Consider the following 16160-nt stretch of genomic DNA (forward strand, 5'->3'; position numbering starts at 1 on the left):
GCGAAGCGCTCACAATTTTTAGCACAATGGCGCAAACCGGGCCGCAGGTAAAGGTGCAGAGCGGCTGAAAGCGAAGAGGATCACAAAAGCTTAGCGGCGATGGAGTAAAGCCACCTGCTCCGCCAGCTGTTGCAGACGCCGGGCCAGCGCTTCACCGCTCTCTTTTTGCTGCGACAGCGGCGCGCTGGAGTAGCGCCCGACCAGAGTGACCGGCAGGCGTATCTGGCAAAAGCCGTCGCCCTGCGCCTGGTTATCCAGCAGCCAGTCAACGCTACGCGCGCCCGCCTCTTTGAAGGCCTGGCGCACGGTGGTGAGCGGTGGCGAAAACCAGGCGCTGTCGTCGGTATCGTCATAACCGACCACCGAAATCTGCTCCGGGACGGCAATGCCTTTTGCCGCGCAGGCGCGCAGTACGCCAAGTGCCATCTGATCGTTTGCCACCAGTACCGCCTGCGGCAGTTGCGGCCCGGCCAGCAAGCGCTGCGCCTTTTCAAACCCGGAGGCCGCGCTCCAGTCACCGTGCGCGCAGGCGAAGGGAGACAGCTTTGCTTCCTCCAGCGCCGCCAGCCAGCCGCTAAAGCGGGCGCGTGCCGAAACCGAGCTCTCCGGCCCACCGAGCAGCGCAATGCGCTGGTGGCCCAACGCCCGCAAGTGCTCAACCCCGAGGCGCGCGCCCTGAGCGGCATCAAACACCAGGCTGTTGACCGACGCCGTGTCGCTGACATCGAGAAACAGCACCGGCACCGGTGCTGCCTGCGCCGCCAGTTGTTGCGCCAGCGCATCGTCGAGCGGGACGTTAATCAGCACCCCTTCAACCCTTTGCGCCAGCAGCTCCTGCAATGCCGCCGCGCAGCTTTGTGCATCGTGCTGTTCAACCATTGAGATCATCACGCTGGCTCCCGCCTGCCCGGCGCGGCTCTTGACCGCCGAAGCGATTTGCGACGGCGCATGCAATGCCAGATCGGTGGTCACTAAGCCGAGGGTTTTGCTGCGTTTTCCCGCCAGCTGCTGCGCGCCGCGGTTGGGTACATAGTGCAGCGCCGCCATCGCCGCCTGCACCTTTTCACGGGTACGCGCAGAGACATGGGCCGCATCGTTGATCACGCGGGAGACGGTCTGGTAAGAGACGCCGGCATGGCGGGCGACATCATAGAGAGTGATGGTTTTCATAAGCTTCCGGGCCACTGCGAATTTTAGGCAGTATACCCGCTTCATCGCCCGTTGCCTGCGCGCGGTGACGGCAAGCAAAAAGAAATAACGACGAGCCACAAACGGCTCGCCGTAAACATCATCCTTAATGCTTTATTGAGATGGTTGCTGTTATTATTTGAACCATCATCACACTTTTATTTGCAATTAAAATGATGGTTTCATGACAAGTGTGTTACTGCTGGCGGGGAATGGGGAATCCTTTCAGTGAAATAATAAAGCTGTTCCCTTCTTTTTTAATTTTAGCGCCAGCATCACACCAGTCCGATGCAATGCGAAAGAACTCATCTGTGCCAATATTCCAGTCCAGACGAACTTGTTTAACGAACCCTGAGCGCAGCAGCTCGCACGCTTCACGGTAACTGTGGGCGATGGAAAGCAGTTGTTGGTTCATTTTCTCTTCTTCAGAAGTTTGCGTAGTGCTTTGATTTCTTTGGTTGTAAGTGGCGTTGCGCTCTCTTCTTCCGTGTGCTGGCTGTCGACCTCTTCCTCCGATACGCTCTCCTCTTCCACTGCCTCAAACGCCAGCAGGAGAAGCTTTTGCGTCGCCGAACCTAAATTCTCATTGTTGACTTCAGCATAATGGCGAAGTTTCTCTTTTAACGCTTCATCAATTCTTACGTTTAATACAGCGCTGGTCATGATTATCCCTTCTGGTGTGAATAAACACGCTAATTAATACACGAACTTAGGTGGTCGATCCACAAATATATTTCAGAAATATAACAAGCCGAAATACCCCATAAATAATTTGCACGAGAAAGATGACATAAATATTAAATTAATATTTCAATATTATGACAATTTTAATATATGGGTGAGAAATTACTTAGAAGAGATAATTAAATGACAGCCCAGGCGGGCTGTCGGAGCAGGGCATCAACCGTAGAGGCGGTTCCAGTCATCGCGGGTGATCTCCCACAACTCGGTCTCTAACTCGCCCGCCACATAGTGGCCTGGCTGACGGCGAACCAGCCGCATACCGCTGCTGTGCGAGATCTTTCTCGACCGCTCGTTAGCCACCGCTTTTGGCGCGCGCAGCACCTCGCGGTTCAGGCCATTGAACCAGTAATCGGTTACCGCGTGGCACGCTTCGCGCATATAGCCCTGCCCCTGCCACTCCGGCGCCAGCCAGAAACCGCGGTTGTTATCCGGCGTGTTCATCAGGCAGATAACACCCATTAACTCACGCTCATCCTCTTTACGGCGCAGCGTCCAGAACCAGCCTTCACCGGCGCGGCTCGCCGCCAGCGCGACGTTATCGACATAGTGCTGCGCGGCGCCTTCCGGGTAGGGCCACGGCACGCTGGCAATCAGGTAACGCACGATCTCCCAGCGCGGAAAAATGCGCTGGATCTGCTCAGCATCGGCAGATACCAGCGGTAGCAGGCGTAATCTTTCGGTCTCCAGAATGGGTGTGGTCATAGGCTCTCTCCCTTCAGGCCGAAAGCGTCGGCCTGTGATAACTCAGCATCCCTTAACTTCATCTGCCTGTAAACCTGACAAAAATGGCTAGGCGGCCGGTTTTACTTCTGCAACGGGAGCGGGTCGCGGTGCGAAGCGAAACCACGGCAGGCAGAGCTGGATCAGCGGGCCAATGGTCAGCGCATAGAGCACCGTGCCGACGCCAAGCGTGCCGCCCAAAAGCCAGCCAATCAGCAGCACCGACAGCTCAATCACGGTACGGATGCTGCGCACCGACCAGCCGGTGCGCGCATGCACGCCGGTCATCAATCCGTCGCGCGGCCCGGAGCCAAACCCGGCACCGATATACATCGCAGTAGCAATCGCATTGACCAGGATAGCACTGGCGAGCAGCGCGCTGCGCGGCAGCAGTTGATCCAGCGTTGGGATCATCGCCAGCGCGGCATCGGCCGCCAGCCCTATCACCACCACATTACTGATGGTGCCAAGCCCCGGGCGCTGGCGCAGCGGGATCCACAGCAGCAAAACCAGCGCGCCGGTGGCGATCATCACCGTGCCGATATCCAGCGACAGCAGTTTCGCCACGCCCAGGTGAAAGACATTCCACGGATCGGCGCCAAGATCGGCGCGCACAAACATGGCGGTAGAGAGGCCGTAAAGGGATAACCCGAAATAGAGTTGCAGTAATCGACGCAGCATAGATCTTCTCCGCTTGGACAGGCTTCCATCTTCCCCGGAAATGGACTTATGATTAATGTCCAGTTTTCAGATAGTGGACTGCTTATGTCATCCCGTCGCTTTGGTAGCCAGTCGTTGCTGCGCCTGTTAGGCCACTGGCAACAATCCTCGTCCCGCACCCCACTCTGGCGTCAGCTTGCCGATGCGCTGCGCCTGTTGATCCTCGACGGCAGGCTGGCGCTGGATACCCGTCTGCCCGGCGAGCGGGAGCTGGCAACCACGCTCTCGGTGAGCCGCACGACGATTGCCAGCGCGCTGGCGCACCTGCGCGAAGAGGGCTATCTGGAGAGCCGCCACGGCAGCGGCTCGCGGGTGATCCTGCCCGATAACCGCGCGATACCGACGCGCAGCACCGCTGGCGCAGCGCTCGATCTCTCCACTGCCGCCCTCAGCGCCGGGCCAGAAATTCACCAGGCCTACAGCCACGCCTTAACGGCGATAACGCCTTATCTTTCGCATACCGGCTATGGTCAGCTTGGCGTGCTGGCGCTGCGCGAAGCGATTGCCGCACGCTATACCGCGCGAGGTTTACCAACCCATGTCGATGAAGTGATGGTCGTTAATGGCGCGCTTAGCGGGCTGGCGCTGGTGTTGCGTATGCTGACCGGGCCAGGCGATCGCGTGGTGGTCGATCACCCCACTTACCCGCTGGCGATTGCCGCAATTCAGGGGGCGTCGTGCAGGCCGGTTGGCGTCTCTTTGCCGCAGCGCGGCTGGGACACCGACGGTTTTGCCGCCACGCTGGCGCAGACCGCGCCGCGCCTTGCCTACCTGATGCCCGATTATCACAATCCGACCGGGCGCTGCATGGATAGCGCGACGCGGGAAACCATCGCCGCTATTGCCGCCCGTACGCGCACCACGCTGGTAGTGGATGAGACGATGGTCGATCTCTGGTACGAAAACGCCCCGCCGCCGCCACTTGCCGCGTTTGATAAACATGACTCGGTAATCACGCTCGGCTCGGCGGGGAAAACCTTCTGGGGCGGTTTACGGCTGGGATGGATCCGCGCCTCTGCGCGCACCATCGCCCACCTGGCGCAGACGCGCGACTCGCTGGAGCTGGGCTCACCGCTGCTGGAACAGCTGGCAACGCAGTGGCTTATGGCGAACGAAAGCGATTTTCTACCGGCGCGCAGGGCGATGCTACAAGCGCGCCGCGACCGCTGCGGCGAACTCATGGCGGATCTCTTCCCCGCGTGGCATTTTCAGCCACCGGAGGGCGGGTTATCTTACTGGGTCGAGCTGCCAGACCGGCTGGCAACGGCCTTTGCCGCGCGCGCCGAAACCGAGGGCATTCATCTCGGTGCCGGGACGCGTTTCGGCCTCGACGGCGCGTTTGAACGCAACCTGCGCATCCCCTTCGCGCTGGAGCCAGAAGTGCTTGAGGATGCGCTGCTGCGCATAAAACCGCTGTGGCACGCGCTCAATCCGGCGGCACCGTCGTTTAAGCGCAGCGTGGTGTAAGCATCAGGAAGCGGGCGGAGTCAGCGGGGCGAGCGCCTCGCTTTTCACCCAGCCGGTAGTACTTTTACCCTCGTCACTCACATACTCGACCTGCGTCCACTCGCCCTGGGTTTTCAGCACGCCGACCACATCATCCTGCACGACAAAGGCTTTTCGCCGCGTCTTCTCTTCAGGTTGACGATAGAAGTAGAGCCGTTCGGCGCGCACCTGCGCCATCGACTGCCAGTCGGTATCACGGGTTTTACTCAACCCCAGACCATCATTAATCAGCGGCAGCATGGCATTGACGCAGCCGTCATGGGACTGCCCGCCGGGCACGGTGAGCGTCACACCGTCTGCTGTTGCCGCAAGGTGCCCCGGCAGCACTGCCGAAGACCAGGAGGCGATTTTCGCCTCGCCCTGTGCCGACACCTCTCCCGCCAGCGCAAAGGCGCAGGTGCGCGTTACGCCAACACCGAGAGTTTCGCTGTAGTAACCGGTGACCTTGCCCTGCGGCGAGACCGCAAGCTGTAACGCTTCATAAATGCCGGAGTGCAGCGTGGCCGCCATACCGGATGTCGAAACAAGGAGGGTTAATAAAATGAAGGGATTGCGCATAGTGCTGAGCCTCAGGGCGATAAGTGCAGGGATTCTACACGCTTGCGCGACGCTCCCGGTATCCCCAAAAAAGGCTATGGTTGAGAGTACCGTTCCAGGCTGGAGAAGTGAGATGAGTGAGAAAAAACGGGCACAGTGCCACTGCGGTGCGGTGGTGTTTAACGTGACGCTGCTCGACGGCTTTAACAACGCGCGGCGCTGCAACTGCTCCTACTGCCGGATGCGCGGCGCGGTGGCTGTCACCGCGCCGCTGTCTGGCATTGATATTATTCAGGGCAGAGAGAAGCTTACCGAGTACCGCTTTAACACCGGAGTCGCCGTCCACTTCTTCTGCTCTGTGTGCGGCATCTACACCTTCCATCAGCGCCGCTCTAACCCCGATCAATATGGCGTTAACGCGGCCTGCATTGAAGGCGTATCGCCGTTCGATTTCGCCGAAATCTCGGTATCCGAAGGGGTCAATCACCCGTCGGATGGGGGCGGTAACAGCGGCGTTGCCGGGTATCTGCGCTACACCCCCGCCGGGAAATGAAGCGGTTTACCTACTCCCGCAGCCACCAGGTGCACTCATAGGGTCTGAGGGTGCCCGTGGCGGGCAGCTGCGCGCCATCCGCGTAGTTGCCGTAGAGCAGACGCCAGCCCGCTTCATTGGGCAGACACGCTTCGCTCAGCGCCAGCGGCTCGCCGCTGAGGTTGGCAATTACCCGCAGGGTTTGCGTCTCATCGTGCCGCTGGTAGCACCAGCACGTCGGCGAATCAGGGTCGAGATCCTGATAATCGCCAAAGGTAAGCACTGGCAGTTTTTTGCGCAGCGCGATCAGCTCCCGGTAGGTATGCAGCACCGAATCGCTATCCGCCATCTCACTGACCACGTTGATTTGTCGGAAGTTATCCGCCACGTCAATCCAGCTTTCGCCATCGGTAAAACCGGCGTTCTCGCTGTCATCCCACTGCACCGGCGTTCTGCCGTTATCGCGGGATTTGTGCGCCAGCACCGCCAGCACATCTTTTTCATCCTGATGCAGGCGCAGGATTTTGAACATATTCAGGCTTTCGACATCGCGGTACTGATCGATGCGGCTGAAGTGCGGATTGGTCATGCCAATCTCTTCACCCTGGTAGATATAGGGCGTCCCCTGCATGCCGTGCAGCACCATCGCCAGCATTTTCGCCGAAACGGTGCGCAGCGCCCCATCATCCCCTAGCCGGGACACGATGCGCGGCTGATCGTGGTTACACCAGAAAAGCGCGTTCCACGCCAGTTTGTGCATTCCGCGCTGCCATTCGGCGAAGATCCGCTTCAGGGCAACCCGATCCGGCGGCGCAAGCCGCCACTTCTCTCCCTGCGGATAGTCGACTTTCAGGTGGTGAAAGTTGAAGGTCATCGACAGCTCTTTGCCATCCAGCCGCGCATAGCGCTGGCAGTGCTCAAGCCGCGTGGAGGACATTTCGCCCACCGTCATCAGCCCGCGCGGCTGAAAGACATCGCGGCTCATCTCTTCGAGAAAGTCATGAATCGCCGGGCCGTCGGTGTAGAAACGGCGCCCGTCGCCCTCATCATCATCCGGCAAATCGGGGTGCTTGGAGACCAGGTTAATGACATCCAGCCGCAGCCCGTCCACACCCTTATCCGCCCAGAAGTGGCAGACCGCTTTCAGGGCATTGCGCACTTCCGGGTTCTCCCAGTTGAGATCCGCCTGCTGGGCAGAGAAGGAGTGCAGATAGTACTGCTGCGTCTCCTCATGCCAGCACCAGGCGCTACCGCCAAACTTGGAGTGCCAGTTATTGGGCAGCCGCCCCTCTTTGCCGTCGCGCCAGATATAGAAATTGCGCCACGGGCTGTTACGGTCGCTGGCGGCAGCTTTGAACCACGCATGCTCCGTGGAGGTATGGTTAAACACCATATCCATCACCACCTTGATGCCGCGCTGATGGGCGGCGTCGACCAGCGCCTCAAAATCCGCCATGGTGCCAAACAGCGGGTCGATGGCGTAGTAATCCGCCACGTCATAGCCGTTATCGACCTGCGGCGAGAGGTAAACCGGCGTCAGCCAGATGGCGCTCACCCCGAGCCACTGGAGATAATCAAGGCGACGCACAATGCCCTGAAGATCCCCGAGGCCATTGCCGGTACTGTCCTGAAAACTGCGCGGGTAGATCTGGTAAATCACGCCGTTTTGCCACCACGGAACATTACGTTTGTTCATTGCGTCGATCCCTTTTTCACACCACCAGCAGCTTGCCCGCTGCCTGCTTACGTTTATAGATAACCGTGGTCAGCACGAGCGGGATCACAATCGCCACCAGCATTGCCAGACCATAAATCGCCCAGTACTGGGTTTTCACCGAGAGGATGGCCGGTAAACCGCCGACACCAATACCGTTTGCCATTACGCCGGTTAGCCCGCAAATCAGCCCGGCGCAGGCACCGCCTACCATGCCGCAGAGCATCGGGAAGCGATACTTCATGTTGATGCCGTACATTGCCGGTTCCGTCACGCCAAGATAGGCGGAGACGGCGGCGGGGACGGAGATCTCCCGTTCATTAACCTTCTTGCTCACGAGGATGATGCCAACCACCGCGGAACCCTGTGCAATGTTGGAGAGGGCGATAATCGGCCAGACCGGCGTACCGCCGAGGTTCTGGATCAGTTGCAGGTCGACCGCCAGCGTAGTCTGGTGCACACCGGTGATTACCAGCGGCGCATAGAGGAAGCCAAACAGCGCGGAGCCAATCGGCGCAAACGGCCCGGTCATCAGATGGCTGACGCCCCAGGCGATGCCGTTACCGACCACACGGCCGAACGGCCCGATGATGGTATGCGCGAGGAACACGGCAATCAGCAGCGAGAGCACCGGCACCACTACCAGCGTCAGGTAATCCGGCACGATGCGTTTAAGCTTCAGCTCAATCCACGCCAGCGTCATGCCGGCCAGAATCGATGGAATAACCTGCGACTGGTAGCCCACTTTATCGATGGAGAACCAGCCAAAGTTCCACACTTCCGGCATCTGCTGCCCGAGCAGATAGGCGTTCATCAGCTGCGGAGAGACCAGCGTAATCCCCAGCACGATACCGAGGATCGGCGTGCCGCCCATCTTCTTCACCACCGACCAGCAGATACCCACCGGAATGTAGAAGAAGATCGCCTCGCCAATCAGCCATAAGAAGTCGTAGATGCTTTTCCACACCGGCGACGCTTCGGTGAGCGGCGCGTCGTTGAACAGCGGCAGATCGCCAATCAGGTTACGGAAACCAAGAATCAGACCGCCGCTAATCAGCGCTGGCAGCAGCGGAAAGAAGATCTCCGCAAAGTGGGAGATGAGGCTCTCATGCCACTTCATATTCTGCCGCGCCACGCGCTTGGCGCTCTCTTTGTCGGTGCCGCTCACCTGCGTATGTTGCAACAGCAGTTGATACCAGTCGCCGACATCGGTGCCAATCACCACCTGAAACTGCCCGGCGTTGGTAAAGCAGCCCTTCACCATCGGCAGTTTTTCAATCTCGGCGGGTTTGGCTTTTTTCGGATCGTTAAGCACAAAACGTAAACGGGTAATACAGTGACTGACGGTAGCGACGTTCTCTCTGCCGCCAACCAATTCAATAAGTTTATCAATATCCTGGGGGTTACTTTTTATCGCCATCTTTTCTCTTCCAGCAGGTTTTGATGAGTGAGCTGTTGTTATTACAGCTTTTCGCAAAAACTCTTACTCTAAACCGAGCGATAAAGACCATAGCGGCAACCTACCCATCCGCCTAGTTGGAACGTTCCAATTTTAGCAGGCGATCACAAAATAAATGGTGAAGCGCAGCGGCACAGAGAGGTGCCTTAGGGGATTCATTAATGCTAGTATCGCCGGGTCCGATCTTCAGGAGGCCCGTGCGGGAATGAGTGATAAAAAGCTAACGTTAAACGACATCGCCAAACTGTGCGGCGTCGGAAAGTCCACGGTCTCGCTGGTGATCAACAACAGCGATAAAGTGAAAAAAGCGACCCGTGAGCGCGTTGAAGCGATTATCAAAGAGCAGGGTTACACCCCGTCGAAAGCCGCCCAGGCGCTGCGCTCGCAGCGGGAAAAGATCATCGGTGTGATCGTCACGCGTCTCGACTCCGCCTCGGAAAATCAGGCCATTCGCGCCATCCTGCCGCAGATCTACCAGCATGAGTACGATGCGATTTTAATGGAGAGCCTGCTCGACCCTACCCTGCTTGCCTCCCACCTTAACGTGCTGGCGCAGCGTAATGTCGAAGGGGTGATTCTGTTCGGCTTTTCCGGTGTCGATAAGAACCTGGTAAAAGGGTGGAAAGATAAGCTGGTGCTCATCTCCAGCGCCCTGCCGGAGGTGGCGTCGGTAGTCTACGATAACGTCGGCGCGGTCAATGTGCTGATGGAGAAGATGCGCGACGCGGGCCACCGCAGCGTCTCCTATATCGGGGTCACCACTAACGATCCGACCACCGGGAATATCCGCTATCAAACCTACCTTGAGCGTTGTGCAGCGTTTGGCATGACGCCGCACGCGGCGCTCGGCGATCTCAGCTATCAGAGCGGTTACGACCTGGCGAAAGAGCTGCTTACCGCCGAGAGCGGCGCGCTGATTTGCGCCTCTGACACTATCGCCATGGGCGCGATTAAATACATTCAGCAGCAGGGGTGGAAGATCAAAGTCGGCAGTATCGGCAGCACGCCGCTGATGACCTTCCTGCAACCCGATGTACTGAGCGTCAAAATGGGCTATCAGCAGGCGGGGCTGAAAGCCTCGCAGCTGCTGCTGGAGATGCTGCATGGAACGCGTACGCAAGAGCACATTGTTATCCCCTGCACCTTCCAGTAATGCCCAACGGAAAATGACGCCTTCGTCAGACGAAAGCGTCAATCGCCCGCCTTAACGGTAGACCAGCCCGCCATCAATCAGGATCGCTTGACCGGTGACATAGTCGGAATCCGGCCCGGCGAGGTAGGCCACCAGCCCGGCCACATCTTCCGGCGTCTCCGCACGGCCCAGCGCAATGCCCTCGACATATTTCTTGTAGGTCTCACCCAGCGGCGCGCCGGTGATATCGGAGAAGCGGCGGTCAATCTCCTCCCACATACCGGTGCCGACAATCCCCGGGCAGTAAGCGTTAACGGTAATGCCGCGGCTGGCATACTCTTTTGCCGCCGTCTGGGTTAAGGCGCGAACGGCGAATTTGGTCGCCGAGTAGACGCCCAGCATCGCGAAACCATCATGTCCAGCAATTGAGCAGGCATTGATGATCTTCCCCTTCTGCTGACGGTCGATAAACTTCTTCGCCGCCGCCTGGATGCCCCACAATGTCCCCTGCACGTTGATGCGCATAATGCGATCCACCTCTTCCGGGGTGACATCGGCAAGCGGCTGCACCTGCGCAATACCGGCGTTATTGACGATAATGTCAAAGCCGCCCAGCGCCTCTTCGGCGTGATCGATCGCCGCATAAACCTGGTCGCGCTGCGAAATATCGGCGACAAAGGTCGCCACTTTACGACCCAGCGCCTGCACCTCTTTCGCCACGGCCTCAAGGTTGGCGGCGTTCATATCCACCAGCATCAGCGACGCCCCCTCTTTCGCAAGGCGAAGCGCAATCCCACGTCCAATTCCCTGGCCTGCGCCGGTTACCAGCGCCACTTTATTATCAATCGTCATGCTTTCTCTCTTATGGTTTGAGTTACAACTGCGCCGCAACAGGCTGTCGCGGCAAACTTCACTACGTATTCATTGGTGCAGCGCGCGCCCGTCGGCGGCGAGGATCGCTTCATGCATCGCTTCAGAAAGGGTCGGATGAGCAAAGATCGCCTGGTGCAGGCTCTCCTCCGTCGCCTCCAGCGTATGGGCAATGCCAAATCCCTGAATCTGCTCCGTCACATCGCTGCCCACCATATGCGCGCCCAGTAACTCGCCGCTCTGCGCATCAAACAGGGTTTTGACAAAGCCCTGCGGTTCACCAAGCGCCAGCGCTTTGCCGTTGGCCTGATAGGGGAAGACGCCGACGCGGATCTCGCGCCCGCTGGCACGCGCGCGCGCTTCGGTTAAACCGAGGCTGGCCACCTGCGGCCGGGTGTAGGTGCAGCGGGGAATAAAATCAGCGCTGGCGGGTGCCGCGACGGGCAGCCCGGCGAGCGCCTCAACGCAGCGCACCCCCTCATAGCTCGCTTTGTGCGCGAGACACGGTGCGCCCGCGACATCGCCGATGGCGTAGAGGCCGAAAACATTAGTGCGACCGCGATCGTCGACCTGAATAAAACCGCGCGCCATCTCAACGCCGAGCGCTTCAAGGCCAAGGTTTTCGATATTCGGCTGGATACCGGCGGCACAGAGCACGCGATCCACCTCCAGCATCTGCTCGCCGTCGGCGGTTTTCAGCAGGCAACTGACGCGATCGCCGTTGACCGTCGCCGAGCGGATCTGCGCCCCGGTGAAGATCTGCATTCCGCGTTTCGCAAACTGCTGCTGCACCAGCGCCGAGACATCGCGATCCTCCAGCGGCAGGATCTGATCTGCCAGCTCCACCAGCGTCACGTCACAGCCGAGATCGTTATAGAGACTGGCGAACTCCGCACCGATGGCACCGGAGCCGATCACCAGCAGCGAACGCGGCAGCGCGGCGGGGTTGAGCGCGTCGAAGTAGGTCCAGATATGGCTTTTATCCGGTTCAATACCCGGTAGCGCACGCGGACGCGCACCGGTCGCGAGAATGATGTGATCGGCGCGGAACTCCTGCTCGCCGCCGTCGATACCGCGCACCGCCACCCGCCCCTTCTCCAGCAGGCGGCCTTCGCCGTTGATCACCGTGACGTTGTGCTTTTTCAGCAGGAAGGCGACGCCGTCGGTCAGCCGCTGCGACACCGAGCGGCTGTACTCCACCAGACGGCGGATCTCAAAAGCGATCTCGCCGACGCTAAACCCCAGCCGATCGGCGTGGCGCATGGCATGCCCGACCTCAGCGCCGTGCAGCATCGCTTTGGTCGGAATGCAGCCCCAGTTAAGGCAGATGCCGCCAAGATGCGTCTTTTCCACCAGCGCGGTGCGCAAGCCTAACTGCCCGGCGCGGATGGCGGCGACGTAGCCGCCCGGCCCGCCGCCGATAATCAGCACATCAAAGCTGTTATTCACCGCGCGCCTCCTCAACCAGCATCAGAGAAGGGGTTTCGATAGCGCGTTGCAGATGTTGCATAAAGGTCGCGCCGACCGCGCCGTCAATCACCCGGTGATCGCACGACAGCGAGAGCGTCAGCCGCTCGCGCGCCACGATCTGCCCTTCATGCACCACCGCGCGGGATTCCGCAGCCCCCACCGCCAGAATCGCGCACTGCGGCGGGTTGATAATGGCGTCGAACTGGCGGATGCCGAACATGCCGAGATTGGAGATGCAGAAGGTGCCGCCCTGAAAATCCTCCGCTTTCAGCGTGCCCGCTTTGGTGCGCGTCACCAGTTCATGGAGTTGCCGGGAGATGGCTCCCACCGTTTTGCGGTTCGCCTCGCGCAGAATTGGCGTATAAAGCCCGCCGGGCAGCGCCACGGCGATGGCGATATCAGCGGTGTGAAAACGGCGAATGGTCTGCGATGCCTCGTCATACTGCACGTTCATCTCCGGCACGCTCATCAGCGCCTGGGCGCAGGCTTTCACCAGCAGATCGTTGAGCGTCACTTTTAGCGACGGCAGCGCGCTGTTGACTTCCCGGCGCAGCGCCTGAATACGCGTCAGATCGACCTCGCTGACGAGGCGAAAATGGGGCGCGTTGCGTTTGGACTCCTGCAAACGGCTGGCGATAGTGCGCCGCATCGCCGAGAGCGGCTGGCTGTCGTACGCCGCGCGCTCCTCAACCGCTTCTGCTGCTGGGGAAACGCTCTTCTCACCGCTGCCGCGCAGCGCGGCTAATGCTTCGACATCGGCGCGGCTGACGCGCCCGGCGGATCCTGAGCGGCGGCAGTCATGCAGATTGATGCCCAACTGGCTTGCCAGACGGCGCGCGATGGGTGTTGCCGGGATCTGGCTATCATCCTGGGTGGTGTGGCGCGGTTTTGCCTTCACCGCCGCGCGCGCCTGCAACTCGGCGCTGCCGCCGCCCGCGGTAATGGCTGCCTGCAAATCGGCGACTGAGATGCGCCCGTCGCGGCCAGAGCCGCTCACCTTACTCAGGTCGATGCCCTGCTTTTTCGCCAGACGCAGGGCATGCGATGTGGCATTCACCTGCGTCTCATCAGTTTCGCCGCGCAGCGCCGCCGGGATCGCATCCTGCGCGACGGGTTTTGCTGGTGCAGGCGCTGAAGGTTCAGCCGGGGTGGTCGCTGTTGGTGCGGGCGTCGACGGCGCGGTTTCTGCCGCTGGCTGCGGCGCACCGCTGTTGAGGCTGGCGGCAAAAGCGTCGAGTTCGCTGTCGCTTACCTGCTCATCGGCCACCAGCGCCAGCACTGCGCCCACCGGCAGCGTATCGCCCGGCTGAGCCAGCACCCGGCGCAGTACGCCGTCCCACGGCGCTTCCAGCACGTTGGTTATCTTGCTGGTTTCAATTTCACAAATATCCTGCCCCTGGCTGAAGGCGCTCCCCTCTTTAATCAGCCATTGAGCCAGCGTCCCCTCTTCCATCGAGAGCCCCCATTTGGGGATCTCCAGCGTGCGGATTGTGCTCATGGTTACGCCTCCATCAGTTGTCGAACGGCGGCCTCAATGCGATCCACATCAGGGATCCAGAGTTTTTCCAGCGCGGGGGAGAAGGGAACCGGGGTATGCGGCGGAGTAATTAACACGATCGGCGCTTTCAGGAAGTGGAACGCCTGCGAGGCGATCAGCGCCGCCACATCATGGGCGAAGCCGAAGCGGGCAGCGGACTCATCGACAATCACTACTCGCCCGGTAGAAGCAACGGATTCGAGAATGCCCTCCTCATCCAGCGGCGAGACGGTGCGCGGATCGACCACCTCCACGGAGATGCCCTCTTTCAGCAGTTTGTCCGCCACATGGTTGGCTTTATGCACCATCGCCGAGAGGGCAATAATGGTGACATCCTCCCCTTCGCGGGTGTAGTTGGCCTGGCCCAGCGGCACGGTATAGCTCTCGTCCGGCACCTCGCCTTTCATGTCGTAGAGCATCTTGTGTTCGCAGAAGACCACCGGATCGTCATCGCGAATCGACTGGATCAGCAGCCCTTTGGCGTCATAGGGCGATGAGGGCACTACCACTTTCAGCCCCGGCGTGGTGGCGAAAATGTTGTAGGGGGACTGGGAATGCTGCGCGGCAGCCGAAAAACCGGCCCCGATCATGCCGCGCACCACCAGCGGCGCTTTCGCCTTGCCGCCGAACATATAGCGAAATTTCGCCGCCTGGTTGTAGAGCGCATCGTGGCTGACGCCGAAGAAATCCATAAACATCAGCTCCGCCACCGGGCGTAAGCCGGTGACCGCCGCGCCAGCAGCCATACCGATAATCGCTGATTCAGTGATTGGCGTATCGATCACCCGCTCCGAGCCAAACTGGGTCCACAGCCCTTTGGTAACGCCGAGTACGCCACCGAAGGCCTCCACTTTCGCCTCTTCCGGCGCGTTGCCGCCGTGGCCGCCGCGCAGATCTTCACCGATCAGCACCACGCTTTCGTCGCGCGCCATCTCTTGCGCCAGCGCGTCGCGGATCGCTTCGCGGTAAGTTTTGATTGTCATGACGGGCTCCTCAGTAAGAGACGTAAACGTCGGTCAGCAGGCTTTCCGCCACCGGGTAGCCAGCGGCACGGGCTTTGATCACCGCATCGTCGACCTGCGCTTTCACTTCGGCGTCGATCGCCTCCAGCGCCTCGCGCGTAAGCTTTTCTGCCGTTTTGCTGGTGAAGATTTTCAGCGGATCGTGATCGGCGCGCAGGCGCTCAATCTCCCCTTCCCCACGGTAAAGCCCCGGATCGCCCTCAAAGTGGCCGTGCCAGCGGAACGCTTTCGCCTCAATCACGCTCGGCCCGCCGCCTTCACGGGCGCGCTTCACGGCTTCGGCCGTCGCTTCGTAAACGGCAAAGAAATCGGTACCGTCAACGGTGACCGCAGGCAGACCAAACCCGGCGGCGCGCCCGGCGATATCGCGGCCGCCAACGGCGTAGTTATGCCCGGTCGCTTCACCGTAACCGTTGTTTTCAAAGACGAAGATGGCGGGCAGTTGCAGCACCACCGCCATGTTGATGGCTTCAAACACCAGCCCCTGGTTGGAGCCGCCGTCGCCGGTAAATGAGACGGCGACGCCGCCGTTATTGCGGGTTTTCGCCGTCAACGCCGCGCCAATCACCAGCGGTGGCGCACCGCCGACAATGGCGTTCGCGCCGAGCATCCCTTTCGAAAGATCGGCAATGTGCATCGAGCCACCCTTGCCGCGACACAGACCGGCGTCTTTACCAAAGATCTCCGCCATCATCGCGTGGATATCGCACCCTTTGGCGATGCAGTGGCCGTGCCCGCGGTGGGTAGAGCCGATGTAATCCGTCTGCTGTAAGTTCTCGCAGACGCCGACGGCAATCGCCTCTTCGCCGGTATACAGGTGGATGAATCCGGGAATGTCACCGCTGGTGTTTTCAGTGTGCAGGCGCTCCTCGAATTCACGTATTTCACGCATTTTGCGATAAGCCTTTAACAGCTGTTGTGTGTTCAGCTCCATAGCTCCGTCCTCAGGTTGTATACCCGCGAGCGCCAGCACGGCGACCGGCAGGGGTTGCGGAAGTGGGGTTACTCT

General features: G+C 60.0%; 16 protein-coding genes. 3 read left to right on the forward strand and 13 right to left on the reverse strand.

Going from position 1 to position 16160, the window contains the following annotated elements; all coding sequences use genetic code 11:
* Positions 1-90: 90 nt before the first annotated feature.
* The 5 genes from EH164_RS16805 to EH164_RS16825 all read right to left on the reverse strand — a co-directional run bounded on the left by EH164_RS16805 (position 91) and on the right by EH164_RS16825 (position 3333).
* Positions 91-1170: a LacI family DNA-binding transcriptional regulator gene (locus EH164_RS16805; RefSeq protein WP_124969375.1), complete on the reverse strand. Its 1080-nt coding sequence runs from the start codon at positions 1168-1170 to the stop codon at positions 91-93.
* Positions 1171-1384: 214 nt separating this feature from the next.
* Positions 1385-1603: a hypothetical protein gene (locus EH164_RS16810; RefSeq protein ID WP_023478265.1), complete on the reverse strand. Its 219-nt coding sequence runs from the start codon at positions 1601-1603 to the stop codon at positions 1385-1387.
* Positions 1600-1851 carry a hypothetical protein gene (locus EH164_RS16815; RefSeq protein ID WP_023478273.1) on the reverse strand — a complete coding sequence of 84 codons (252 nt, stop codon included), beginning with the start codon at positions 1849-1851 and terminating at the stop codon, positions 1600-1602. The genes EH164_RS16810 and EH164_RS16815 overlap by 4 nt, the downstream gene beginning before the upstream one ends.
* 237 nt (positions 1852-2088) lie before the next feature.
* Positions 2089-2634: a GNAT family N-acetyltransferase gene (locus EH164_RS16820; RefSeq protein ID WP_124969377.1), complete on the reverse strand. Its 546-nt coding sequence runs from the start codon at positions 2632-2634 to the stop codon at positions 2089-2091.
* Positions 2635-2721: 87 nt separating this feature from the next.
* On the reverse strand, positions 2722-3333 hold the full coding sequence (locus EH164_RS16825; protein WP_124969379.1) for a YitT family protein: 612 nt from the start codon (positions 3331-3333) through the stop codon (positions 2722-2724).
* Positions 3334-3417: 84 nt separating this feature from the next.
* On the opposite strand from EH164_RS16825, the gene EH164_RS16830 reads away from it, so the two are divergent.
* Positions 3418-4839, forward strand: a complete 1422-nt coding sequence (locus EH164_RS16830) for a PLP-dependent aminotransferase family protein (protein WP_124969381.1) — start codon at positions 3418-3420, stop codon at positions 4837-4839.
* A 3-nt stretch (positions 4840-4842) separates the two neighbouring features.
* Here the strand turns inward: EH164_RS16830 and EH164_RS16835 are convergent, their stop codons facing one another.
* Positions 4843-5436 (reverse strand): hypothetical protein, encoded by a 594-nt coding sequence (locus EH164_RS16835; RefSeq protein WP_124969383.1) that lies wholly within the window; start codon positions 5434-5436, stop codon positions 4843-4845.
* A gap of 112 nt (positions 5437-5548) precedes the next feature.
* Here EH164_RS16835 and EH164_RS16840 point away from each other — a divergent pair, with 112 nt between their 5' ends.
* Positions 5549-5968 (forward strand): GFA family protein, encoded by a 420-nt coding sequence (locus EH164_RS16840; protein WP_124969385.1) that lies wholly within the window; start codon positions 5549-5551, stop codon positions 5966-5968.
* 10 nt (positions 5969-5978) lie between these two features.
* On the opposite strand, the gene treC is transcribed toward EH164_RS16840, so the two are convergent.
* Both treC and treB read right to left on the reverse strand, forming a co-directional pair.
* On the reverse strand, positions 5979-7643 hold the full coding sequence (treC, locus tag EH164_RS16845) for an alpha,alpha-phosphotrehalase (RefSeq protein WP_124969387.1): 1665 nt from the start codon (positions 7641-7643) through the stop codon (positions 5979-5981).
* A gap of 16 nt (positions 7644-7659) precedes the next feature.
* Entirely contained in the window at positions 7660-9081 is a 1422-nt protein-coding gene (gene treB / locus EH164_RS16850) for a PTS trehalose transporter subunit IIBC (RefSeq protein ID WP_124969389.1), read from the reverse strand.
* A 244-nt stretch (positions 9082-9325) separates the two neighbouring features.
* Here treB and treR point away from each other — a divergent pair, with 244 nt between their 5' ends.
* Positions 9326-10273, forward strand: coding sequence for a trehalose operon repressor TreR (gene treR / locus EH164_RS16855; protein ID WP_034811805.1), 948 nt, complete (start codon positions 9326-9328; stop codon positions 10271-10273).
* Between the two features lie 51 nt (positions 10274-10324).
* Here treR and EH164_RS16860 read toward each other — a convergent pair whose 3' ends face one another.
* From EH164_RS16860 to EH164_RS16880, 5 genes are all read right to left on the reverse strand, one after another.
* Positions 10325-11104 (reverse strand): acetoin reductase, encoded by a 780-nt coding sequence (locus tag EH164_RS16860; protein ID WP_124969391.1) that lies wholly within the window; start codon positions 11102-11104, stop codon positions 10325-10327.
* Positions 11105-11173: 69 nt separating this feature from the next.
* Positions 11174-12571 (reverse strand): dihydrolipoyl dehydrogenase, encoded by a 1398-nt coding sequence (gene lpdA, locus EH164_RS16865; RefSeq protein WP_124969393.1) that lies wholly within the window; start codon positions 12569-12571, stop codon positions 11174-11176.
* Complete coding sequence (locus EH164_RS16870) at positions 12564-14090, reverse strand: 2-oxo acid dehydrogenase subunit E2 (RefSeq protein ID WP_124969395.1); 1527 nt, start codon at positions 14088-14090, stop codon at positions 12564-12566. Before EH164_RS16870 ends, lpdA begins: the two co-directional genes overlap by 8 nt.
* 2 nt (positions 14091-14092) lie before the next feature.
* Entirely contained in the window at positions 14093-15112 is a 1020-nt protein-coding gene (locus EH164_RS16875) for an alpha-ketoacid dehydrogenase subunit beta (protein ID WP_124969397.1), read from the reverse strand.
* 10 nt (positions 15113-15122) lie between these two features.
* Complete coding sequence (locus EH164_RS16880; protein ID WP_023478290.1) at positions 15123-16085, reverse strand: thiamine pyrophosphate-dependent dehydrogenase E1 component subunit alpha; 963 nt, start codon at positions 16083-16085, stop codon at positions 15123-15125.
* Positions 16086-16160: the final 75 nt, after the last annotated feature.

This window comes from Kosakonia sp. CCTCC M2018092, assembly GCF_003864115.1.
In the GTDB taxonomy this organism is placed as follows: domain Bacteria; phylum Pseudomonadota; class Gammaproteobacteria; order Enterobacterales; family Enterobacteriaceae; genus Kosakonia; species Kosakonia cowanii.